Origin of the sequence: Lysinibacillus parviboronicapiens (assembly GCF_003049575.1) — a bacterium.
Classification (GTDB): Bacteria; Bacillota; Bacilli; order Bacillales_A; family Planococcaceae; genus Lysinibacillus; species Lysinibacillus parviboronicapiens.
Genome location: NZ_PYWI01000001.1, coordinates 488,276 through 511,952 on the forward strand (window position 1 = coordinate 488,276; position 23,677 = coordinate 511,952).

15 protein-coding genes and 2 pseudogenes are annotated in these 23,677 nt (G+C 37.3%); 4 read left to right on the forward strand and 13 right to left on the reverse strand.

All coding sequences use genetic code 11. From position 1 onward, the window contains the following. The first annotated feature begins 77 nt into the window (after positions 1-77). Complete coding sequence (locus tag C9J35_RS02340; protein ID WP_054767059.1) at positions 78-695, forward strand: CPBP family intramembrane glutamic endopeptidase; 618 nt, start codon at positions 78-80, stop codon at positions 693-695. Positions 696-757: 62 nt separating this feature from the next. After that, complete coding sequence (locus C9J35_RS02345) at positions 758-1,435, forward strand: DUF8580 domain-containing lipoprotein (RefSeq protein WP_107923261.1); 678 nt, start codon at positions 758-760, stop codon at positions 1,433-1,435. A 218-nt stretch (positions 1,436-1,653) separates the two neighbouring features. On the opposite strand, the gene C9J35_RS02350 is transcribed toward C9J35_RS02345, so the two are convergent. Both C9J35_RS02350 and C9J35_RS02355 read right to left on the reverse strand, forming a co-directional pair. Next, positions 1,654-2,100 carry a MarR family winged helix-turn-helix transcriptional regulator gene (locus C9J35_RS02350; protein WP_107923262.1) on the reverse strand — a complete coding sequence of 149 codons (447 nt, stop codon included), beginning with the start codon at positions 2,098-2,100 and terminating at the stop codon, positions 1,654-1,656. 118 nt (positions 2,101-2,218) lie between these two features. Next, a complete protein-coding gene (locus C9J35_RS02355) occupies positions 2,219-3,661 on the reverse strand; it encodes a PAS domain-containing sensor histidine kinase (protein WP_235616175.1) in 1,443 nt (480 codons plus the stop codon). A gap of 235 nt (positions 3,662-3,896) precedes the next feature. Here C9J35_RS02355 and C9J35_RS02360 point away from each other — a divergent pair, with 235 nt between their 5' ends. After that, positions 3,897-5,636: a B12-binding domain-containing radical SAM protein gene (locus tag C9J35_RS02360; protein ID WP_107923264.1), complete on the forward strand. Its 1,740-nt coding sequence runs from the start codon at positions 3,897-3,899 to the stop codon at positions 5,634-5,636. Between the two features lie 649 nt (positions 5,637-6,285). Here the strand turns inward: C9J35_RS02360 and C9J35_RS02365 are convergent. The 7 genes from C9J35_RS02365 to C9J35_RS02395 all read right to left on the reverse strand — a co-directional run bounded on the left by C9J35_RS02365 (position 6,286) and on the right by C9J35_RS02395 (position 18,872). Beyond that, positions 6,286-7,641, reverse strand: coding sequence for a TrkH family potassium uptake protein (locus C9J35_RS02365; protein WP_107923265.1), 1,356 nt, complete (start codon positions 7,639-7,641; stop codon positions 6,286-6,288). A gap of 222 nt (positions 7,642-7,863) precedes the next feature. Continuing rightward, positions 7,864-8,628, reverse strand: coding sequence for a TerC family protein (locus C9J35_RS02370; RefSeq protein WP_107923266.1), 765 nt, complete (start codon positions 8,626-8,628; stop codon positions 7,864-7,866). A gap of 544 nt (positions 8,629-9,172) precedes the next feature. Beyond that, positions 9,173-10,258: an SDR family oxidoreductase gene (locus C9J35_RS02375; RefSeq protein ID WP_107923267.1), complete on the reverse strand. Its 1,086-nt coding sequence runs from the start codon at positions 10,256-10,258 to the stop codon at positions 9,173-9,175. A gap of 19 nt (positions 10,259-10,277) precedes the next feature. Then, positions 10,278-13,331 (reverse strand): efflux RND transporter permease subunit, encoded by a 3,054-nt coding sequence (locus tag C9J35_RS02380; RefSeq protein ID WP_107923268.1) that lies wholly within the window; start codon positions 13,329-13,331, stop codon positions 10,278-10,280. Between the two features lie 320 nt (positions 13,332-13,651). Next, a complete protein-coding gene (locus tag C9J35_RS02385; RefSeq protein WP_107923269.1) occupies positions 13,652-15,229 on the reverse strand; it encodes a peptide chain release factor 3 in 1,578 nt (525 codons plus the stop codon). Positions 15,230-15,416: 187 nt separating this feature from the next. Beyond that, entirely contained in the window at positions 15,417-16,883 is a 1,467-nt protein-coding gene (locus C9J35_RS02390; RefSeq protein WP_107923270.1) for a UDP-N-acetylmuramoyl-L-alanyl-D-glutamate--2,6-diaminopimelate ligase, read from the reverse strand. Between the two features lie 600 nt (positions 16,884-17,483). Beyond that, positions 17,484-18,872, reverse strand: a complete 1,389-nt coding sequence (locus C9J35_RS02395; RefSeq protein WP_107923271.1) for an aldehyde dehydrogenase — start codon at positions 18,870-18,872, stop codon at positions 17,484-17,486. Positions 18,873-19,095: 223 nt separating this feature from the next. Between C9J35_RS02395 and C9J35_RS23450 the strand changes: the two genes are divergently transcribed. Next, positions 19,096-19,260, forward strand: coding sequence for a hypothetical protein (locus tag C9J35_RS23450; RefSeq protein WP_167395907.1), 165 nt, complete (start codon positions 19,096-19,098; stop codon positions 19,258-19,260). A 104-nt stretch (positions 19,261-19,364) separates the two neighbouring features. Here C9J35_RS23450 and ssuE read toward each other — a convergent pair whose 3' ends face one another. From ssuE to lpdA, 4 genes and pseudogenes are all read right to left on the reverse strand, one after another. After that, on the reverse strand, positions 19,365-19,898 hold the full coding sequence (ssuE, locus tag C9J35_RS02400) for an NADPH-dependent FMN reductase (protein ID WP_107923272.1): 534 nt from the start codon (positions 19,896-19,898) through the stop codon (positions 19,365-19,367). Positions 19,899-20,042: 144 nt separating this feature from the next. After that, positions 20,043-20,792 (reverse strand): annotated as a pseudogene (locus C9J35_RS02405) (ATP-grasp domain-containing protein); the annotation flags it as partial. 11 nt (positions 20,793-20,803) lie between these two features. Continuing rightward, positions 20,804-21,850: pseudogene (locus C9J35_RS02410) on the reverse strand (LLM class flavin-dependent oxidoreductase). Between the two features lie 276 nt (positions 21,851-22,126). Continuing rightward, positions 22,127-23,464, reverse strand: a complete 1,338-nt coding sequence (gene lpdA / locus C9J35_RS02415) for a dihydrolipoyl dehydrogenase (protein WP_107923274.1) — start codon at positions 23,462-23,464, stop codon at positions 22,127-22,129. Positions 23,465-23,677: the final 213 nt, after the last annotated feature.

Here is a 23,677-nt window from a genome sequence, read left to right on the forward strand (position 1 = left end):
TCTGAATAGTCCCTTTTTGTCTTAATAGATGATAAGGGACTTTTTTTTTGATAATATTAAAGTATGGAGGTCGAATTATGCTTACAAATTCGAAACAAACAATAATACTTCTCCTTTCTTTATTATTCGTTTATGGCATGCTTGCTTATACTTTTGCTAACCCGGCTGTATTTTGGTACTTATATGCATTCACCTTACTCGTATGCATTGCCATTGCTATTCTTGCTGGTAAAATTGAAGATCAGTTACCTACTTGGCAATTTTTACTTTTTGGTATCGGTTACGGCACAATCACATATGGCATTATACGATTTGGTTATTGGCTCGCTCCATTCATAAATGACCAGTTAGTAAAGTCCGTACAAAAGTTTTTAACGATTTATGGCCCACAAAATATTTGGCATTACATTTTACTTGTATTCATTGTAGCCATCGGTGAAGAACTATTTTGGCGTGGTTATGTACAGCAACAAATTAAACGCTTTATGCGTCCTAGTTTCGCTGTGCTATTAACTGCATTACTATGTGCCATGTCCTTCGCTTTAAGTGGCTTTATGCTTGGGATGATTGCGTCACTTGTAGCCAGTCTAATCTGGGGCTTTTTATATGAATGGCGTAAAAGTATGCCGTTAGTTATTGTCGCTCATGTCGTTTTTGTACTATTATTGTTTTTGGTGTTGCCTTTAACATCATAACAAAAAATTTAGGAAACATTTTATCTTTTACCAACGTTTAATATAGAAAAGGAGGGCTTTTCATGCAAAAAAAATTATTTTCAATGATTGCATTATTACTAACAGCCGTTTTATTTGTGGGGTGTAACACTACAGATAAAACAGAGGAATCAGATGCTGCACAAAATGAACCAGCAAACACAGCGACTGAACAAGAACCTACTGAGAGTGGAACTGCAGACAAAGAGCAAGAAACGCCTACTACAGATGACTCAAAAACAAATGCAGAGGCTAAAGTAGAACAAGAAATTAATTACGTACAAAAAGGCGTAGACAAATCAGCAACTGCAACTGAATCAAAAAGCGTTGACCAAGGCTATAAATTACAACAGTTACCAGGATTTACACTTTCACAAGAAGAACCAGGTAAAGATATGCTAGTGTCAAACGAAGATGATGAAGTATTTATGCGCGTCGAAACTACTACTGCATCTGAAACAAGTTATGATGCTGTGAAAACATCTATGCAAGACTACATGAATGCAGTTGGAACTACAGTAGCATTATCTGCTGAAGAACTTGCAGTTTTCAAAGATGTTAAAAACATTGACAGTTATGTTGTAGACTTTGATACAGAAAAAGTAATCGGTGTTGTGTTCGAGAAAGATGGTCTTATTTCAAAAATTACGATTCATGATAATGATGAACAAGACTTAACAGCCGCAATGCTTGCCATGGCAGCTACTATATCTAAAAAATAATATGCAATCCCTGTGGGGTCTTAGAAGTCTTTCTAAGACCTCTTTTTTGCTTCGTATGGAAAATTACTCAATGGATTGTTACATGCATTTTAAGACCTTCTAACGTGTTAAAAATGGATGCTAACGGACATTCCACGTGAATTATCACCATCAATACATTGTTTGTTTGAACGCATACTAAAAGAGTTGCCTCAAAAGTTCATTTGAGACAACTCCTGTTAATAAGACAAATCTTTAATCGATAAACCCAATTTTTTTAATAATGCAATGGCTTCATCTTTTTCTTCTTCTGACAGTGCACTCATCAATTTATGCAAATGCCGTTCATGCTCTGGGAATAATTCGCCCATAAAAGTTTCTCCCTTAGCAGTAATTTCTGCATAGGTAACTCGGCGATCTGATGGACAAGAAACACGCAATAAATAACCTCTTTTTTCAAGCTTATCAATTACATACGTAATCGAACCACTTGCAAGTAGTATTTTATTTCCTATTTGCTGTAACGGTTGTCGTCCTTTATGATAAAGAAGCTCTAAAACCGCAAACTCAGTAGGATTTAATCCATTTGCTTGAAAAAAGTGATTAGTTGTTTCAGTAATTGCTTTATGTGCACGTGATAATACAATAAATAATTTTAAAGATTGCTTTAAATCTTCTGACGTCATAGCCTTTTCCTCTCAATTCGCACTTTATAATTGCCATTATAGCGACTTTAGAAAAGTATTGTCAAAAGCTTCATCATTTCATATCTAGTTAGTGCCTATACAAACATTATTACTTTCACTATGTTACTAAATAAGCAGAATCTTTTGTAGAAACTTCTAACGAATCAATTTGGTTGAATGTGTAAATTGGAAATTGCATATGGAAGCATGTCCCCTTCTGAATTTCACTGTTCACATCTATAACACCTTCATGCTCTTCAACCACTTTTTTCACGAAAGCAAGGCCCAGACCTGTCCCTGTTGATTTTGTCGTGTAAAAAGGTTGAAATAAATTTTGAATCGTAGTGCTATCCATCCCAATTCCTTCGTCTTTAATCATTAATTCAACGATTGCACAGTCTATAGTATTCATTTCTACCGTTATTGTTCCGCCGTTATGCATGGATTCCATCGCATTTTTTATAAGATTCATAAATACTTGCTTTAAGCGATTTTCATTACCACCAATATACACTTGAGTAGATGAGGAAATATATTGAATCATTATTTTCTTCATAAGTGCATCTGGTAACATAAATTCTATTACTTGTTTCACAATATGATCTAATTCGATTAACTCCACCTTCATACTAGTCGGCTTGGACAATACTAACAGCTCCGATAAAATTTGTTCCATCCGTTGTAACTCACTATCTATTACAGATAAATACATGTGTGATTCTTCATCTGCATTGAGCTTTAGCAATTCCGTAAAGCCTTTTAAAGAAGTTAACGGATTACGAATCTCATGAGCAATGCTAGCTGCCATTTGACCAACAACATTTAAAGCTTGTTGATGTTCAATTTTATGCTGTAATTGTTTCTTTTCAGTTTCATCATTAATTACTGTGACAATAATGTTGTTATACTCGTCAAAAATGCTGGAGATTTCATAGTAGCAAGTGCTACCCACTTGTGTTTCATCTACAACATGGATATTGGCATGCTTCTCCCCCATAAGCTTGGAGAGATAAGTTGTAATTTGCCCATTCTTCATTGAAAATGAATCGAATATATGTTGATGAGCTTTATGCAAAAGCTGAGATTTTTCTATTTTTAAATACATTTCAGCATACTTGTTTAGCCCAAGAATAATACCGCTAGCATCACTCACAATAACAGCATAGGGTAAGTGATCATAAGCATTGAAAGATTGTGACTTTTCCTGCTCTTGACTAACATATAATTCATGGGCCATATCATAATTTAATGTAGAAATTTGTGCGACAATTTCTTCTGTGTTCGGATCATAAAAACATTTAAAGGACATCATTTCAAAATCATTACTAGCCGTTCGAATATTAAATATTTCTTCTGATCTTAAATCACTTTGTAGTTGGTTGACGAATTTTGCCCATTTTAAATTAGATGGCTCGTCCATTGATAAATAGCCAATATAGGTTAAATTAAGATTAAAAAGTTTAATAGCAGCCTCATTCACATTTAAAATTTTTCCTGCTTTATTAAGAATAAGTGTTGGTGACGAAGTACTTTTCATAAGATTTCCAAAACATTGATTCATATCATTTTGCTTCAACTTTCTCACCGAACCTTTCACAAGAGTAAAAAACCTCTAATTCCAAATTTGAGCCTTTACTATACTTTATGACTGTACAATTCTATTATTACAAAATTTAGTAAATTTAAGTATTTAAAATTATTTCACGAACTGTTAACAAAATAAATAGGCAAAAAGGATTATATTGTTTGTCAGCTATTTGACTGTTACAATTAGAAGTTGAAAAGGAGATAAGTGCATGAATACTATTTTAACTACATTGAACGCAAAATATATCCACACAAATTTAGCCTTACGTTATTTAAAAGGTGCTGCTTTACCAGAATTTAATCCCATAATTGCAGAATACACAATTAAAGACCCTGCTTTTAACATTGTATCAGATTTGTTTCAAAAAAAACCTGATATCGTGGGATTTAGTTGCTATATTTGGAATATTGAAGAAACTATCCACGTAATTAAAATGTTAAAAACGGTGTGCCCGAATGTTAAAATTTTGCTAGGTGGGCCCGAGGTTTCTTATGATTCCCATCATTGGTTACGTCGTATAGAAGAAGTTGATTTCATTGTGATGGGGGAAGGAGAAACTTCATTTAAACAATTACTACGCCATTTAAATGGAGAAATTGCTTTGGAAGATGTACCAGGCATTTGTTATTTAGAAGATGGCAAGGTACGAATTCACGCACAAGCACCAAAAATAGATTTACGTGAATTACCGAGTCCGTTCCGTTTTGAAGAGGATCTTCCACATCTTAGCAAGCGTATCCAATACATCGAAACAAGTCGTGGCTGTCCATTTAGCTGCCAATTTTGTTTATCTTCTATTGAAGTAGGTGTGCGCTACTTTAACCGTGAAAAAATTAAAGAAGATATTCGATTCCTAATGAATAACGGTGCACGAACTATTAAATTTGTTGACCGTACCTTTAATATTAGCCGTAGCTATGCAATGGAAATGTTCCAATTTTTAATTGATGAACATCAGCCAGGCGTTGTATTCCAGTTTGAGATTACCGCCGATATCATGCGACCTGAAGTTATCCAATTTTTAAATGATAACGCACCTGTAGGCTTATTCCGCTTTGAAATTGGTGTACAGTCGACAAATGATTTAACGAATACGCTCGTACAACGACGCCAAAACTTTGAAAAGCTAAAGCGCACGGTGACGATGGTCAAAGAAGGCGGAAAAATAGATCAGCATTTAGATTTAATCGCTGGTCTACCGGAAGAGGATTATACAAGCTTCCGCCAAACTTTTAATGATGTCTTTGCGATGCGCCCTGAGGAGTTACAGCTTGGTTTCTTGAAATTATTACGCGGTACTGGACTTCGTTTAGAGGCTGAAAAGTTTGGCTACACATATGTGGATTTATCACCATATGAAATTTTCTCAAATAATGTTTTAACCTTCGATGATATTGTTCGTATTAAGCATGCAGAGGATGTGCTAGAGAAATATTGGAACGCTCACCGCATGGATCATACGATTGAATACTTAGTGACAACAGTCTTTGAAACGCCATTTGATTTCTTCCAAAATTTTGGGACGTATTGGGAAACTAAGGGATGGTCACGCATTGGACATCAACTTGAGGATCTATTCCAACGTTTACTTGAGTTTTTAGACACTGTGGACAATGCTGATTTACAAATTATTCAAAGCTTAATGCAACTTGATTATTTAAAAGCACAACAATTTCAGCCACGAAAATTGTGGTGGAAAGAACGGCCTTCTGAGGAACAACAAAAAGCTATTTATAATGCTTTACGTGAAAATCCTGAAATCGCCGGCGAAGAATTTGCTAACTTCAAACTATCTGAGAAAGAATTATTCAAACATACACTTGTTATCCCGCACCACTTAGATTACCATAATTTTACAAAAGGCAAAATAATACAAAAACATGGATACTTATTAACCTACTTCCGTCATGGTCAGGCTCCATACTTTGCAACAATCCATTCACTTTAATTTAAGAAACGCTATTCCCATAATAAATAAAGGGAATAGCGTTTTTTTATATGTTATTCATATATTATTCATAAACTTTACAATTCTTTAAAGCGAGCATAGCTAAATATTGGTTCTGAAATTAAACCTTATCATCCTAACAATTCCTTAGTAGAGGTTCTTACTATACTAAAAAAACTTAGTGCAAAATCCTTAACGCGATAAGGTGTATACATTGTAAATAATACCCATTAAAAGAAACCACAATCGGGAATTATGCTGTAAACTTTTTTAAATTTTTAGAAAATTATTTATCAAAATTGATCATCGGGGGATTGCACCATTGTTTCTGCTACTGATTTTTAAATATAGAGCTGCCACTTTCAAGTAAAAAATGAACCACAAAATGCATTTTGACCGATTAAATACAGTGAGTTACCCCCCCCACTGAATTTTAATCTACTTCCTAAAAGAAATAGAAAAATCAATGCAAATATTTACTGAATATTGACTCTTATTTTAGCGAGGGATTCTTATGTATTTTTTGCGTATTTCATTAATGAAATCAATTTATTATTTTTTTGTTTAATAGCTTTCGTTAAGTTTACTATAGGGGGGCAATTCAAGAATACACCCCCCACAAATTTTTTTTTACCAATGATTTAGGCTTTTACCCAATAATGACTCTTTCCTTAGGATAGTGGTAACTTGATTTTTTTGCTCTTCCGCCACCACCGAGTGTATAAAGGAAAGATATTAAACCGACTCGGCCAATAAACATTAAAATAATAATAATAAATTTACCGATTACCGATAAATCTGAAGTGATTCCTAAGGACATCCCACATGTTCCAAACGCTGAGGTAATTTCAAAGATAATTTGAATAAGTGTCGCATGTGGTTCCGTAATCAGTAAAACAATTGTGGCAGTTAACACCATAAAGCATGCCAATAAAATAACGACAAATGAGCGAAAAACATCGATTAGATGGATTTCACGGCCAAATACTTGAATATCCTCTCTTCCTCGTGCAAACGTGATTAAGAATAAAATCGCAATGGCAAAAGTCGTCGTTCGGATGCCTCCCCCAACTGAACTTGGAGACGAACCAATAAACATTAAAAAGCTCATAAAAATATCCGTAGCTTCACTAAAAGATGTAACATCATACGTTGTCAGTCCTGCTGAACGAGTCGAAACAGAATGATACATTGCTGAAAAAATAGCCTCATGCCAAGGCATCCCCTTAAAGGAATGGAATGACTCCAGCAATAAAATAACTAGCGCTCCCACAACAAATAAAATCGCATATGTCGATGTTGTAATTTTTGTAAATAGGCTAAATCGGAAATTTGGGTGTCGATTGAGTAAAAATGTTTTCACTTCAATTAACACTGGGAATCCTATTGCTCCACAAACAATCAGCACCATCGTTACCAATTGCACAAAATAGTCATTATGAAATGGCTGTAAACTCATCCCCGTAATATCAAAGCCACCATTCGTAGTAGCTGAAATCGAGGCAAAGACACCGTGAATAAGTGCTTCCTCAAACGTATCGAAATAATTCATAAAATGAGCCGTTAAGATAATAGCTCCTACTAATTCAATACCAATTAAGATTTTCAAAATTTCCCGAATAAGCTGGACAACACCTGATAAATTGTACTGATTATGATCAATCATAATCAATTGACGCTCACGCATCCCAATTTTTTTCCCTACAAGCAACCAAACAAAGGTACCGAGTGACATAATACCAATTGCACCTAGTTGCAAAATCACAAGAACCATGACAAGGCCAAATGTTGTGTAGGTTGCTGAAATATTAAATGTCGTCAAACCTGTCACACTAACAGCACTCACTGCCGTAAATAAGCTATCTAGTAGTGAAACATCCACACCAGCTTTATGTACGCCAGGAAGTCTTAATAACAGGAAGGAAATCGCTATTGCTATAAAATAATAAGAAACAAGTACCTGAAACGGTGTCACGAGTTTATTCGATGATTTTTTCCACGGCACCTCACCAACCCCTTCCACCTCTTGATGACAAACTTGATATTAGTATAGAAAAAATAGTTATAAAAAGAAAGGGCTGTCCTAAAAGTAAAAATAGTATGCTAAGAATACACATAGCATGCTGCTATTTTTAGCCAGAGACTCTGTGGGCTCGTGCATTGCCGATAGAAAGCGAGCAGCACCCCTTAGAGTTTGGCGATTTTTGGGACAGCCTCATAACATTATTTAGTTACCTTTTTTATTTCGTACCCCTATTAAGTATCCACCTAATGCTATTGCTATTAAAACAATCCAGAAGGTTAATTCCCATGCTGTTGAATGTGGGAAATCCGCCGGTAAAACACCCACATTTTTATGCGCTAATGTTAAAACAACAAGCTTCACACCTACCCAACCAACAATTAAAAATGCGGCTGTTTCAAGTGAAGGATAATCATTTAATACTTTCACAAACCATTGTGCTGCAAATCGCATCATAATAACCCCAATAAAGCCTCCAAGTAACATGACAATAAATTGTCCGCCATTAATACCCCCTATATCAAAATTACCCAAATGTGGCAATGTCACAGCTATCGCCACTGCAGCTAGCATAGAATCAATGGCAAAAGCTATATCTGCTGCTTCTACTTTAATAACAGTCATCCAAAAACCAGAACCCTTTTTTTTAGGTTTCCCCTCATATTCTTCTTCAGGCTCGTCTTTGTGTTTTTTCAAGTCATAAATATTTTTGGCAGACATGAATAGTAAATAGGCTGCTCCTACCGCTTGGATTTGCCAGTAATTTACCAACACTGTAATAACAAACAGCGCAGAGAATCGGAATATTAATGCCCCAAATAATCCGTAAAATAATGCTTTCTTTTGTTGTTCATGTGGTAAGTGTTTTACCATTACAGCCATTACAACCGCGTTGTCTGCTGCTAATAATCCTTCTAATACTACTAGTACAATGAGTACCCAGCCATATTGTAATAATATTGCTTCCATTAAATGTGCCTCCTTTAAGCTTTGTATACCCTAATAACTCACAATTACTATAGATTGCAAAAGAAAAGGAAGCTCCTAATAAGCCAAATGCGATAAATGTTAGCTGTACCAATCGGGCTTTTACGGTCAGTCAATCGTCCCCTAGCTAACTAGGTTCTTCTTGTTCAGCTTGAGGGGTACCTCTCCTTACCGTTACTATGCAGAGTATATTTTGATGCCCATGATAACTAGGCCATTTTAGTACATCACTATGTCCGCCGCACAGAAGGAGGTGTCTCAAATGACTTTGAGACACCTCCCTTGCTAAGCAATTTATACCTGTTACTTCGCTTTTAGTGCATAAATCTCCACTATTTGTGGGTTTTATATCTTCACTTCAGTCATGTGCTCTCACACCCGATGGTTTTCACCTTCTGTTGACGAATGTGAATCTAGATACATCACTCGCATCTGCTCGCTACTTCTCTTTGACAAATGTCAAAAGGTTTTCTTCTGTCGTGTTTATTATAGCACTATCATTTATTGCTGACAAAAATATCTAGCATCATTTAATCTGTATTTGAAAGCTTTCATCTTCTTTATGGGCTAAATAAAAATCAACCATCTTTGGCATAGTCTGTATAAAGTCAGGGCATGTTATACCGCCCTTTTGTAAAATAGTAACGGCTTCTGTTGTATCAAATAGAGCATTCCATGTTAAATAATCTAAAGTTTCTTGCTCAACGCCTAACTTTTTGCGAACATATGGTACTCGCAACGATTTTTTTGCAAGAAACAGGGGTAATCGTCCCTTTGGATAGTGATTCGTCACTAGTTTTACCATTGTACGATACACTTCCTGTACAGGATGAGGATTAGGGTCTGTCAAATGCAAGGTTTTCCCTTCAGCGCTTTTTTCATCCATTATAAATATAGAGGCTTTTAAAATATAATCCACTGGTACGACATTTATCGATGAATTAGAATCTCCGATATACGGAATGAACGGTAAACATTTTAACTTATCTACCATATTTAAAAAGAAATACGGGCCATCAAATTTAATCGTTTCGCCTGTTTCAGAATGTCCTCGTACAATGCCAGGGCGAATAATTGTTATGGGAATTTCCAATTTTAAATCTTCCACACGATGTTCAGCCTCAAATTTTGTTTCCTCATAATAGTTTTTAAAAGCACGCGGTCGAATTAGCTCATTCTCACGTAAAACCCCTTCTCGTGACCCCGCTACATATGCCGTACTAAAATACATATAGCGTTTTAAATTGGGTAGTATCCGCACAAAATCATTGACCATCGCAGTTCCATGAACATTTACCTTCCAGGCTATATCACGTGGTACTGCTAAATCGTATATAGCCGCTAAATGCCACATCACGTCAATTTGTGGTAAAATCTCCTGCATTATTTGATTTTCAAGCCCAATGTTTGGGAGCGTAATATCCCCTTCTATCAGCTGAATCGAGCAATTTGGAAAGTCTGCCAGTATATCATTTTTTTCTAGATCAGCCTTTGGTAATTCTCCTGTTAAGACTATAGCGATGACTTTTTGTGTTTTATTTTTTCGAAATAACTCACGAATTAACTGACTTGAGATGAACCCTGGAAAGCCTGTAAAAAAATGAACACTCATCTCCCATTCCCCCTTGTCTCTACTGCATTTTTCTTGTTTCTTTATCGATCAAGCTATAAACAATCGGCACAATGTATAAAGTCAGCAAAGTGGATGTCACAAGTCCCCCAATGACAGCGATGCCCATCGGTTGATTCATCTCTGCTCCTTCACCAATGCCAAATGCAAGCGGTAGTAACCCTAGAATAGTTGTAAGTGCAGTCATTAATATTGGGCGAAGGCGATCTTGGGTGGCAAGTAAAATCGCCTCATAGGGAGCCAATCCTCTGTCCTTTTGCTGATTGATATAATCGACTAGTACAATCCCATTATTCACGACAATGCCGACAAGTACTAAGATACCTATCACAGATGTCACACCGATTAATGTGTTCGTAGCAAACATCGCAATCGCCACACCAATAATCATCAATGGCACCGTGAACATTATGACGAATGGATATTTAAAGGATTCAAACTGCGCAGCCATGACAATATAAACTAGCACTACTGCAAGTGCAACCGCTAAAAGCATATCATCGATGGCACTATCATAAAGCTCTCGATCCCCACTAAAGACAATTTGAGTTTCAGAAGGTAATTTAGCTTTCTCCAAAGCTGCATCAACCTTATTTGATATGCTGCCAAGTGACTCCTTCGTTTCATAGTCAACAAAAAATGCTACTGCAGCCGCTTGATCGGAACGTCGAATGGATATCGGTCCTTCCTGCACTGACACTGATGCAATATCCTCTAGTTTGACAAAAAGTCCTGCAGGTGAACGAAGTTGCATCGCCTTTAATGAGTCGACACTGTCATTAAAAGCCTGTCCAAAGCCTGTAAAGATTGATAATACTGCTCCATCCTCAGCAATCATTTGCGAGGTAAATTGACCTTTTGTCATTTGATTAACGGTTTGTGCAATTTGTGCCGGTAAGAAGCCATAGTCCTTTGCCTTTTCACGATCGACTTCAATTTGAATTTCTTGTACCGTATTATCCAAATCAGTCATAACATTTGTAACTGGCTCAATTTTCAAGAGCTCCTTCTGTACTTTTTCAACCGCTTTATGAAGACTCTGCTCATTTGAATCCGTTAAACGGAACGTTAATGTATTCGGCGATGAGCCGGAAGTCGTTGATACATTGAAGGTGATATCAGCTTGCGTTCCAAGCTCTGTTTTTAAATCTTTCTCAACCTCTTCAACAAATTCAAAAATTGAGCGTTGTCGATTTGCCAGTGGCACCAGTTTCACATACATTTCTGCTTGGTTGGCACTTGTCTGTCCTCGAGATTGCGATTGTTGGGTACCACCAATTAGGCTGACATATACATCAACATCTTGCTCTTCTTTCAAGCGACTCTCGATTTTAGCAACAACCTTTTCTGTTTCTGATACTGCGGCTCCTTTTTCAAGATTCACGTTCACAGATACAAACCCTTCATCTGTTGCTGGTAAAAACTCGGTACCGATTTTCATTAAACCAAATAATGATAAGGCAAAAAGAAAAATAGTCGTCATTAGTACAAGTATTCGATGCTGCAATACCCATATAACGGATGCCTTGTAACGCTTATAAAATGAAGATTCTTGACGAAGCTCATTAATATTTTTGATTTTCTTGGTTAAAAAACGGCTTGCCAGCATCGGTACGACCGTTAATGCGACCGTCAATGAGGCAATTAGGCTAAAGGAAATTGTAAGTGCAAATTCCGTAAAAATTTGCCCAATTAAGCCTTCAATAAACATAACAGGAATGAAGACAGCTATTGTAGTCAATGTAGATGCAGTGATTGCTAACGCCACTTCCTTCGTCCCTTGCTTAGCCGCTTCTATTGGCTCTTTGCCAAGGCCTAAATGGCGTTCAATATTTTCAATCACGACGATGGCATTATCAACTAGCATCCCAATACCGAGTGCTAATGCTCCTAACGTCATAATATTAAGTGAGAAATTGGCAAAAAACATTAAAACAAATGTAACGATAACCGAATACGGAATAGCAATCCCAATAATAATTGGGCTTTTCACACCACGTAAAAAGACAAACAAAACAAGCATTGCAAATAGGCCACCAACTAGCAGTGAAGTGCTTATATTACGAATTGCTGCATCCACATAATTACCTTGATCTACTAACACATCGGCTACTACATCATTATATTTTTCTTGCGCGAGTAGATCTTCTAATGCCTGTTGAAAGGCTCTTGACACTTCAGCAGTATTGGCGCCTGATTCTTGTAGAACGGACATTAATACTGCTGGATGATCATTAGCGCGTGTTTCTGTGATAGATTTTTGTTCCGTACGTTCAACCGTCGCTACATCTCCTACTGTTAAGGACTGTCCGTCTATGGGATTTACCGAAACGATTAAATCAGCAATAGTTTCCGGTGATGTTAACGTACTAATAATTCGTGTCGTCAGCATCTTTCCATCTGCAGTCGATACCGGTTCACCTGGAAGTGAAATATTATTCATTTGAATAATTTGAATAATATCTGCCTGCGTTAAACCTCTTTCCTTCAGTTTCGCTTCATCCAATGTTACTTGTACTTCTTCTACCAGCTTACCTGACACATTTACACTGGCAACCCCTTCTGTACGACGAAGCTCTTTTTCCAAAGCATCCGCCAAAACGCGCACGTCCACATTGTCATTTTCAGCACGTAAAGAAAGCTGGATTATTGGAAATTGCGACGGATCAAATTTTAGAAAACTTGGTTTCTCTGCATCATTTGGTAGTGGTGTCATATCAATACGTTGCAAAATATCTAGCTGAACATCCTCTATATTTGTTGACCAATTAAACTCTAGTACAATTAAATTTGCCCCTTCCTGTGAGGTAGACTGAATTTTTTTTATACCTGGTAAAGTAGCCAATGTTGTTTCTAGTGGCTTAGTTATTTTCTCATTTACCTCTGTTGGGCTTGCCCCCGGATAGGTTGTGACAACGACACCAATGGGTGGATTTAGCTCAGGTATAAGCGTGATTGGTATTTTTAGTAATGATACGCCACCTAAAATAATAACGAGCAACATCGTAACGATGGTGAAAACTGGCCTTTTAATCGAAAAATCACTAATGTTCATGTTGTATAAACTCCTTTTTCTTCTCTTCCTTATTACTATTGCCGAAAAGGAGAATTTTTTATAAAGTGAAATTAAAATCGGCGGAGACATTGTAAATAGTTAGGAACGTTAAGTACGTCCCACATGCCACTGATGTGAAGCGAAGAGTTAATGTATGTATTCTATAGTAAGCACTTATAGGTAATGGAATCTTCATGTATCTTGTAAGTTGAAGATTGGCACCCGATAGGTATTCCTAATACTGTATATATTCAACACATATCCCCTTTTTTCCTTGTAAAAAAACACGAATCGCTTAAATGTCGATTCGTGTTGTTATTTTACAATAGACTATACAATTTAATGTGCTCGTTTTTATCAGCGAACCAACGCATAGCAAATTCATTTTCAAATAGGAATACATAATTGTCAAAGCGATCTTTTACAAGCATAGAACGTCCTGAAGACATTGACTCTTTGACCTCGTCCTCGTTTTCAATCCAGCGTGCAATTTTTGAACCAATCGGCTCCATTTTTACTTCAACATTATATTCGTTTTTCATGCGATGCTCGAATACCTCAAATTGTAATTGACCGACTGCACCAAGAATAACTTCTTCTGTATGCAACGTTTTGTAGTATTGAATCGCACCTTCTTGCACTAATTGTAGAATCCCCTTATGGAATTGCTTCGATTTCATGACGTTTTTCGCCGTCACACGGACAAATAGTTCTGGTGTAAACTGTGGTAATTTTTCAAATTGGAATGTTTTCTTGCCGCCTACGACTGTGTCACCAATTTGATACGTACCTGTATCATACAAACCAATGATATCTCCAGCCACTGCTTCGTCAACCGTTTCACGGTCGTCCGCTAGGAATTGTGTAGATTGTGTTACTTTGAAAGATTTACCTGTACGGGATAAGGTCATATTCATACCACGTTCAAACTTCCCTGATACAATACGTACGAAGGCAATACGGTCACGGTGTGCAGGATTCATATTGGCTTGAATTTTGAAAATGAAGCCCGAGAATTCCCCATACTCCACTGGATCTATAAATTGCTCATCCTCAGTGATACGTGGTTGTGGTGTTGGTGCAAATTGTAAATAGGTCTCTAGGAATGTTTGTACCCCGAAGTTCGTCAAGGCTGAACCGAAGAAAACAGGTGTTAATTCTCCACGTCGAATTTTTTCTTCTGAATATTCATTACCCGCTTCATTAAGTAACATGATATCGTCCATTGCTTGAGAGTAATAGGAAGTGACTTTCATCGGGTGATCCACAGCTAGAGCGCCTTCCTCATCGATTGGCAGGAATCGGTCTCCCTCTTCTGTACGGAACTGCTCGATACGCTTATTATAACGGTCATAAATACCAAGGAACTCTTTCCCCATACCAATAGGCCAATTCATAGGGTAAGCATGAATGCCAAGTACCTCTTCTAGCTCTTCAATCAGCTCAAGTGGCTCTTTACCTTGACGGTCCAATTTATTGATAAAGGTAAAAATAGGGATACCGCGCATTTTACAAACTTTGAATAGTTTTAATGTTTGGGCCTCAATCCCTTTTGCTGCATCGACAACCATGACAGCACTGTCCACTGCCATTAATGTACGATACGTATCCTCTGAGAAATCTTGGTGCCCTGGTGTGTCCAAGATATTCACTCGTGAGCCACTATAATCGAATTGCATAACTGAAGATGTTACCGAAATCCCACGTTGCTTCTCGATTTCCATCCAGTCAGATGTTGCAAATTTCCCTGACTTTTTCCCTTTTACCGTCCCTGCGTCACGAATCGCACCACCAAATAGTAAAAGTTTTTCTGTAATCGTTGTTTTCCCTGCATCTGGGTGACTTATGATAGCGAACGTTCGTCTTGATAATATATCTTTTTCTAAATTTGAAGTCATCTCGTCATTCTCCTTTTTTCATACCTACTAATAATAAAAGAAGACTTGCCTTTCGTACAACCTTTTTACATGAATTCTCCAAAAAGAAAACCTCTTAGTCACTAACTAAAAGGTTTCGAAAAAAATTCAAAGGCGTTAACAAAAAATAATTGGCGTCCTCTGCTCATAGCATCTGAACGAAATAGCATTAGACAAATTTCAAACGTCCTGCCTCTACAGCAATTTCAGCATCGCTATGTGGAAATTTTGTATTTTTAATAATTTGATAATCTTCATGCCCTTTTCCAGCAAAAATAATTATATCACCAGGTTCAGCTACTGCAATTGCATGACGGACTGCTTCAGCACGATCACCAATACATGCATAATTCTTATGTAGCATTCCTTTTGCAAGATCCCCAGTAATGCTATCGTAATCTTCATAGCGAGGGTCATCAGTCGTTAAAATCACATAATCTGCTGCTGATGCTTTCTCCGCCATCGCTGGACGTTTTGACTTATCTCGATTACCTCCTGTGCCAACTAAGAAAATCAACTTGCCTTTTTTATAAGGCTCAGCCGCTGCAATCGCTTTTTCAATAGCGTCAGGAGTATGAGCGTAATCAACAAAAATTTGTACGGGTAAATCTGAACAAACTTTCTCCATTCGTCCTTTAACTGGTGGTAGTTGTTCAATTTGCTCAATAATTGTTTCCATAGAGTAGCCACGACCATAAAATGCAACCATCGCTGCAAGTACATTGTATATATTAAACTCACCAAGCAATTGCATTTTGACAGGGAATGTGCCTTCAGGCATTACCACGTCAAAAGAGGTCATGTAGTCATGATACTCACAGTTAATGGCATGAAAATCGGCCGTTTCATTTTTTAGACCATATGTCCATACTGGGAAAGGTGTCATCGCTGCATAGCGCTCAGACCAAGCATCATCAGCATTTAACACCACATATTTATTCTTTTCTAAATCTTGTCCAAGTTGAGAAAATAATAAGCCCTTTGCATGGCCGTATTCCTCCATCGTACCATGGAAATCAAGATGATCATGTGTAAGATTCGTAAAGATAGCTACATCATAATCGACACCAGCTAAACGTCCAAGTGCTAAACCATGCGAAGAAACTTCCATCGTCATTAAACGACAGCCCTCCATTTTTGCACGGAAAATCATTTGTTGCGTCGATAATGCATCGCTCGTCGTATTTGCAGATTCATATAAAATACCATTTAAATTAAAACCAATTGTTCCAGATAGTGCAGACTTCTCGCCCATACCATGCATGATATTTTGAATTATTCCCGTCACTGATGTTTTACCATTTGTCCCTGTCACACCAATCATTGTGATATCTTTCGAGGGATAATCAAAAAACTTAGCCGCTAGTAAGCCAACTGCCCGTTCCGTGTCTTTTACAATAACTTGTGCAATGGAATTCGCTAACGGTAATTGACGTTCCGTTAACACAATCGTTGCGCCACCTTCTACAGCCTTCTCAGCATAGTCATGACCGTCTACTGTGTAACCTTTTATGCAAACAAACATACTATTGGGTTGCACACTACGCGAATCAATCACAATATCACTGACTTGGTCTGGTAGCTCACCAATAATTTTTTTCAAAGGTAATGCACTTAACAATTCCTCTGCATACATTTCATAGTCCTCCAATCAATCTCAACACTCATTTCATCATCTGTTGTTTTTTCGACATAAAATGACAAAATGAATACCCCCACATTCTAATAAATTTATTTTACTACTTATTCACCTATAAATGAAATGCTTCACGATACGTTTTTTCAATGAAAACGCTACCATTTTGATAATATATTGAATTTAGCCTTAGTTATCATAAATCGCCATTTATCGACAACGCCAAATCGTGTATGTTGGTACATATTGTTATACAACAAAAATTTATAAATATCATCAAAAACGTCATTGAAATGTATATTCTAACGGAGAATTTATTATTTATGCAGAAAAATTGAAGAAACCTTTCAGTAGCTCTACTATAAAATAATGGTATTGGTTGTCATTTAAGTGGAATAAGACATATTTAGCAATCTTTTTATTCTACTAACGGAAAATTAGCAAAAGTCTTGTAAATACTGATTACAAATAAGATTACCCAGGATCACGGCAAACTATTGCCATTGAAGTGAGATACAATGTGGCAAAAATAAAATGACTCCTATAGTAACTTAACAATGGAGGCGTCGCAAGCATAGTGCAAAGACACCTCCATTCATATTATTTCATAATGGTACGGACAAGTTTCACCTTTTGTTTATAAGGTGGGAACAGAACATTCGTTTCGAGCTTCGATGATTTCTTCAAGATGGATTTTGGATGTGTAAAGTTTTCAAAGCTTGCCTTACCATGATAGGCTTTTACTCCTGAAGGACCAACGCCGCCAAACGGCAAATGTAGATTTCCGACATGTGTAATTGTATCGTTTATACAGCCGCCTCCAAACGGTAGCTCTTCTAAAAAATATTGAATGGCTTTTTCATGTTCCGAGAAAAAATATGCAGCTAATGGCTTTGGTAATTGCCGAATTTGATGGATAGCAAGTCGCAAATCATCATATACCATAACTGGTAAAATCGGTCCAAATAGTTCATCTTGCATCGAAGGGCTTGACCATTTTACCTGTTCAATAATCGTAGGCTCAATATATAAATCATCGCGATCTGATCGACCGCCGTATGTTATCACATCACGCTCTTCCACTAAAATTTGGTGCAGGCGATCAAATTGTCTCATACTCACAATGCGACCGTAATCAGGACTTTTCAAAGCATTTTTTCCATAATAAGAACGAATTGTATCTTTTAATAATTTTATAAATTTTTCATAGACATCCTTATGAACAAGCACATAATCTGGAGCTACACAAGTTTGACCCGTATTTGTAAATTTACCCCATGCTATTCTTTTTGCAGCTACTTCTAAATTAGCTGTTTGATCCACTATCGCTGGGCTCTTTCCACCAAGCTCAAGTGCAATTGGCGTTAAACGTTCAGCTGCTGCTCTTGCTACTACTTTCCCAACTGCTACGCTTCCGGTAAAAAAGATATAATCAAAGGAGGCATGAATAAGTGCTGTTACTTCTTCCTTTTCACCTTCCACAACACGAATATAAGAGGAATCAAATGTTTCCTCGATTATTTTTTTTATCATTACTGCTGTATGCACCGATGTTTCAGATGGTTTTACGATGGCCGTATTCCCGCCAATGATCGCGCCAATTAATGGCTCCATCACGAGTTGAAATGGATAATTAAAAGGTCCAATAATTAATGTAACACCATATGGTTCTCGAACAATGAAACTTTTCCCCATCTGATACTGAATTGGGGTTTTTACAGCTTCCGGCTTCATCCATTCTTCCACATGCTTCACCATATATGAAATGCTATCGAGAACAATACCAACCTCTGTTGCATATGCCTCAAACTCACTTTTTCGTAAATCTAAATACAAAGCATTCAATACATCTTTTTCATATTTTAAAATGGTTTTCTTTAATTTCATTAATTGATCTTTTCGAAACTTTGCTTCTTTTGTCGCGCGTGAGAAGTAAAATGTGCGTTGCTCTGCAATCATATTTTCAACATCTTGTGTTGTAAAATTCATAAAAAACACCCCTTTTTTTTATAATGGCATACATAGTTTTGTCTTTTTGAAACAAACTATCATTGTCTATACGATACAACATCGAAGAGCAAAATTCCTCTTTTGGCAATGGGTGATGTTGGTGTAAAAATTTAAAAATGAAGTTGTGTAAGGTATGTTTTACTTTTTTTGATCTCGGGAAATATACAATTACATATGATGAATTGAAACGGGGGCGTAGATAATGTCAACAACAACAGGAACATGGTGGGAATCAATTTTTTCAGGACCATTAGCGCATGGTATTTGTGAGGAGAAAATCTCGTTATTACAAGATGAAGCTTTCTTATACCTTTCTACAACAACGTTGGACAAGGAAACCTTACTGGATGAACCTGAAACAAATTAATAGTAAGCGCATCATGGATAATTTTTCCTATGATGCGCTACTTTTTTATTTCACAGACATGATCCAATAGATACATGTTTATGGATATGTTAGACACACTTTTGCTAATTAACGGTAGCAATCTGCTGTAACTTGTGCAATTCTACTTCTAGACGTTTAATAGCGTCTTCCTCAATTGCAAAGCCTCCGTCTTCTAGTCGAATAATTTGTCTGTCAACAATGTAGACAGAATGTGCAATATCTGTAGCTCCTAATACGGCTAAAACCGGCTTAAGGGCGTATTCCAAAGCAAGCAAATGTCCAATTGACCCACCAACTGCTATGGGTAAAATCGTTTTACCTTCCAACGCTTTTTGAGGCAATAAATCTAAATAAGTTTTTAGAATACCCGTGTAAGAGGCTTTATATATCGGCGTTAAAATCACGACAATATCTGCTTCCTCTACTTGTTTATTTTCCGCTTTAATCGCCTCACTAGCAAAATTGGCCTTAATTAAATCTGCTGTCGGTAATTCATGCACATAATTGGCATGTATCGCTACTCTTTGTGCCTTGAAAAAACGCTCTACCTTTTCATGTATCGCTGTAACACGTGAATCTCTTGTATTGCTACCATTAATAATGACTACTTTTGTCACTTTAGCCACTCCCTTTGTATTTAAGTTTGTTGTTTTCCTTGTCTTCCCCAATGCCAAAAATATTTACTTGATTGTTGATGGCATTGTCTTTAAAAGTCATCTTTACATGCTTTGGAATGATTTTTCATACTGCTGTAATGTTGCATATTGCTCTATTAGTTCCCTCGAAAAATCATCCACAATACTGAATTTTGGTCTATGCGGCAAAGAATCTCCCACAGGACAATAGAAGTCACCGATTTGACAAGCTTCAGCTGGGCAAAGCTCAAAACCATCTGATGTATCTACACGAACAGCATATAAAAATTTGCCTCCAACAAATTCACAACGAGTAATGTAGGGCTCAGGCGCCTTTATATATTGCTGTACTAGCGTGATACCATCTACGTGCGGTTCAAACGTAGAACTATGCGCATAAGCTTCTAGTGCTTCTACTGAATGAAACAACTGTACCCCAAGCCCTTTACCTGCACGATTATGCTTTGTAATGAACGATGTTGTACCAATTTTTTCAGCCGCTGCTACGAGCTGATTTTTACCGACGGTTGCAATCGTTTTCGGCGTTTGAATACCTGCAGCTTCAAGCGCTGTATATTGATGAATTTTACTAATTTCTAATCGTAACGCGCGACTACCGTTAATAACTGTTCGACCATGGAATTCTAGCCAAGCAAGAAGTGCTGCTGTTAATTCAGGTGCATAAGTGTGTCCCCGAGTATGTGATGAGGTACTCATACGACTATAAAATATGCCTTTTGGCGGCTCTTCTGACAAATCGACGAAACCTTCTGCAAGATGCCATGTCTCATAAGGAAGATTTTGCTCCTTTAAACGCTTAACTAAATGCATTGTCCATGCATCATTTTCATGGAGTATATAAATTTTGGCCGTCATATTGTCGCTCCTTACTGTAAGATCGCTGTTTTGCTTTTTATTAAAGGCATAACATCCCTTGCAAAACGTTCCATTTCCTCTAACTGTGGTGAAAATTGTAGTAACAGTAAGTTAACGCCCACAGCCTCATACGCTAAAATTCACTCAGCGACTTGCTGTGGTGTACCAACTAAATTTGGCCGTAAGCCCCTGTTGGATACTGAGTAATCCTGTAAAGTAATTTCCTGTTCCAGTTTTGATTTACTTGTAAAATCGCCAAAGCCTACATAGCCTGCCGTATTTTGTACATTGGTAATTCGTGCTAGCTCAGCCTGTGCTTCTTTCTCTGTATCACGAACAATGACATATGCCGCCATTCCAAATGTTGCAAATGATGCTTTCCCTGCAGACTCTCGGCGTGTTATCATATCTTTTATTTTTTCAGCTACCTCACCGACTGTACCACCATGCATTACATAGGCATCACATTGATTTATAATTGCCTGCTTGCCGCGTTCACTTTCGCCTCCTGCATACAGTTTTGGAAATGGTTTTTGCACTGGTTTTGGCGCTAAATGTGCATTTTCTAGGTTGTAATAATTACCGTTATAACTAAATGATTGTTCTGTCCATAAACCCTTTAAAATAGTGACAAACTCCTCTGTGCGATCATAACGTTCACCATGCTCTGTAAAAAAACCACCGTATTGCTTCGCCTCTTGTTCCCACCAAGCTGACACAATATTTAATGTAAAACGACCTCTGGCGATGTGATCGATATTTGCAGCCATTTTTGCTGTTACAGCTGGATTATGACAACTATGTCGAACTGCCGCTAATATTTCTACCTTTTCAGTAATTGCTGCCAGTGCTGCAGCTGTTGACCATGCTTCAAGTGCATCTGCATCAATACCTTTAATATCATTGAGGTATAACTCTGCAATTAAAGTTACATCAAAACCAAGCTTTTCACCTGTTTGTATTACTTGTTTTGCATCATCAAATGTTGCCGGCATATGTTCATTTTCTACATTGCGTAACCATCCGCCAAAAATCGGTAGCCAAAATCCTAGCTTCATTGTTTTTCTTTCCTCCTTTACCTAAAAAAGAGGCATCTATTTTATACATAGAGGGGAATTCCCTGTATAAAATAGATGCCTCTAGATGACTAGTCAGCCTGTTTCGTTACGCTAAAACCAAGTAATCTTATAAACTTAATTTATCACAATATCCTACAAAGTCAATAGGTATTCATGATATTTTAAAGGATGTAAGATAAATTATCATTTCATAAAATAAAAAAGAGGCCGCCACCAAAGTCATTCACAGCTGACCTTTTGAACAATCTCTTGTTTTTATTGATGAATTGCCTTTCTAAATACAGCTTTCGCTGCATCATCGATATGCTCAGATACCGTTGGATGCGGGAAGATCATTTCAGCTAAGTTTCGTGCTGAACCACCTGCATGCTTCGTAGCTAAAATGGCATTCAGCATTTCTGTTGCTCCATCTGCAACTACACATGCACCAAGAATTTGCCCATTTTCTTGTGTTGCAATTAGCTTTACAAAACCTTCGTTATTGCCTTCCATCAATGCTTTCGGATTTGTCTGAATCGGCATTTTTGTTACCGTGTATTCTCCTTCAACTTGCTGTTCTAGCAAACCAAATGTGGCGATTTCAGGATGTGTATAAACACAACGTGGGATTAATGCTTGGTCAATCAATGCAGGTCTGTTTCCTAAAATATGCTCAATAACATGAATGCCTTCCGCACTCGCAGCATGTGCTAGCTGATAACCACCCACTAAATCTCCAATTGCGTAAATATGCCGCTGACTCGTCTCAAGATGCTCATTTACAGCAATTAATCGCCCATCAAATTCAAGTGCTAACTGCTGGGCGATATCTGTATTTGGACGACGCCCTGTGGCAAATAATAAATTTTCGTATGTATAGATTCCTTTAGACGTGTGAATTTCATTGCCTTCAACATGCTCAAATTGAAAATCTGTCACAAGCTTAATACCAAGCTTTTTCATCTTTTCACGAATAATTGGTCGTGCATCCGATTCTTCCGTTTGTAAAATATCTGCGCTATGATTCAGCATTGTTACTTGCGTTCCGAGTGGTGCCAAGCTAAATGCCATTTCTACTGCGATTACACCTCCACCGATAATGGTTAATTGCTTAGGTAACTCTTTCATATCAAAAAAGGTATCTGTCGTATAATATGTTGAGGAATCTAAGCCTTCCAACGGTGGTACAAAAGGTTTACTGCCTGTTGCTAAAATAACATCATGAGCTGCAAACGTCTCTGCTCCAACCGTTACCGTTAAATCCTTCGCAACAGTTGCCTCGCCGCGATAAAATGTAATATCATTACTCGCAATGAAACGCTCTATATTCGCTAGTAGTTCACCAATGATAATATCTTTGCGTTGCATTAAACGCGCAAAATTCACATTCACCGTAGTTGTTTCAATACCCCAATCATTGCCGCGCTTTATTTCTTGCACTAGCTTACTATGCTCTAATAAAATTTTGGACGGAATACAGCCAACATTATAGCAAGCCCCTCCCACTTTACCACGTTCAACTAAAGCGACCTTCATGCCACTTTTTGCTGCATGAATGGCTGCTACATATCCCCCTGGACCTGCGCCAATAATTGCTATATAAAACTTTTCCACTAAATTCACCTCATCTCTCACCTTAACATTTCCAAAATTTCAATGCAATGGGATGCCATTTGTATGACTACCTCTTTTAGATTGTCTAAAGCAAACACTACATTGATTAGTCTCCAAAATGGCATTATCTTTGCATTGGTCATGCAGATTTTGTAAGAATCTAGCGACCACTAACAAGGTTACAATCCAGTAGCACAAGAAAAGTCTCTCATC

Excerpts from the sequence above, each read along its gene's own strand:
- C9J35_RS02370 (WP_107923266.1), bottom strand. The coding sequence starts at position 8,628 with ATGGAAGCAATATTATTACAATATGGCTGGGTACTCATTGTACTAGTA.
- C9J35_RS02360 (WP_107923264.1), top strand. The coding sequence starts at position 3,897 with ATGAATACTATTTTAACTACATTGAACGCAAAATATATCCACACAAAT.
- C9J35_RS23450 (WP_167395907.1), top strand. The coding sequence starts at position 19,096 with ATGTCAACAACAACAGGAACATGGTGGGAATCAATTTTTTCAGGACCA.
- C9J35_RS02350 (WP_107923262.1), bottom strand. The coding sequence starts at position 2,100 with ATGACGTCAGAAGATTTAAAGCAATCTTTAAAATTATTTATTGTATTA.
- C9J35_RS02375 (WP_107923267.1), bottom strand. The coding sequence starts at position 10,258 with ATGAGTGTTCATTTTTTTACAGGCTTTCCAGGGTTCATCTCAAGTCAG.
- C9J35_RS02395 (WP_107923271.1), bottom strand. The coding sequence starts at position 18,872 with ATGAATTTTACAACACAAGATGTTGAAAATATGATTGCAGAGCAACGC.
- C9J35_RS02345 (WP_107923261.1), top strand. The coding sequence starts at position 758 with ATGCAAAAAAAATTATTTTCAATGATTGCATTATTACTAACAGCCGTT.
- C9J35_RS02385 (WP_107923269.1), bottom strand. The coding sequence starts at position 15,229 with ATGACTTCAAATTTAGAAAAAGATATATTATCAAGACGAACGTTCGCT.
- C9J35_RS02380 (WP_107923268.1), bottom strand. The coding sequence starts at position 13,331 with ATGAACATTAGTGATTTTTCGATTAAAAGGCCAGTTTTCACCATCGTT.
- C9J35_RS02340 (WP_054767059.1), top strand. The coding sequence starts at position 78 with ATGCTTACAAATTCGAAACAAACAATAATACTTCTCCTTTCTTTATTA.
- C9J35_RS02355 (WP_235616175.1), bottom strand. The coding sequence starts at position 3,661 with ATGAATCAATGTTTTGGAAATCTTATGAAAAGTACTTCGTCACCAACA.
- C9J35_RS02390 (WP_107923270.1), bottom strand. The coding sequence starts at position 16,883 with ATGTATGCAGAGGAATTGTTAAGTGCATTACCTTTGAAAAAAATTATT.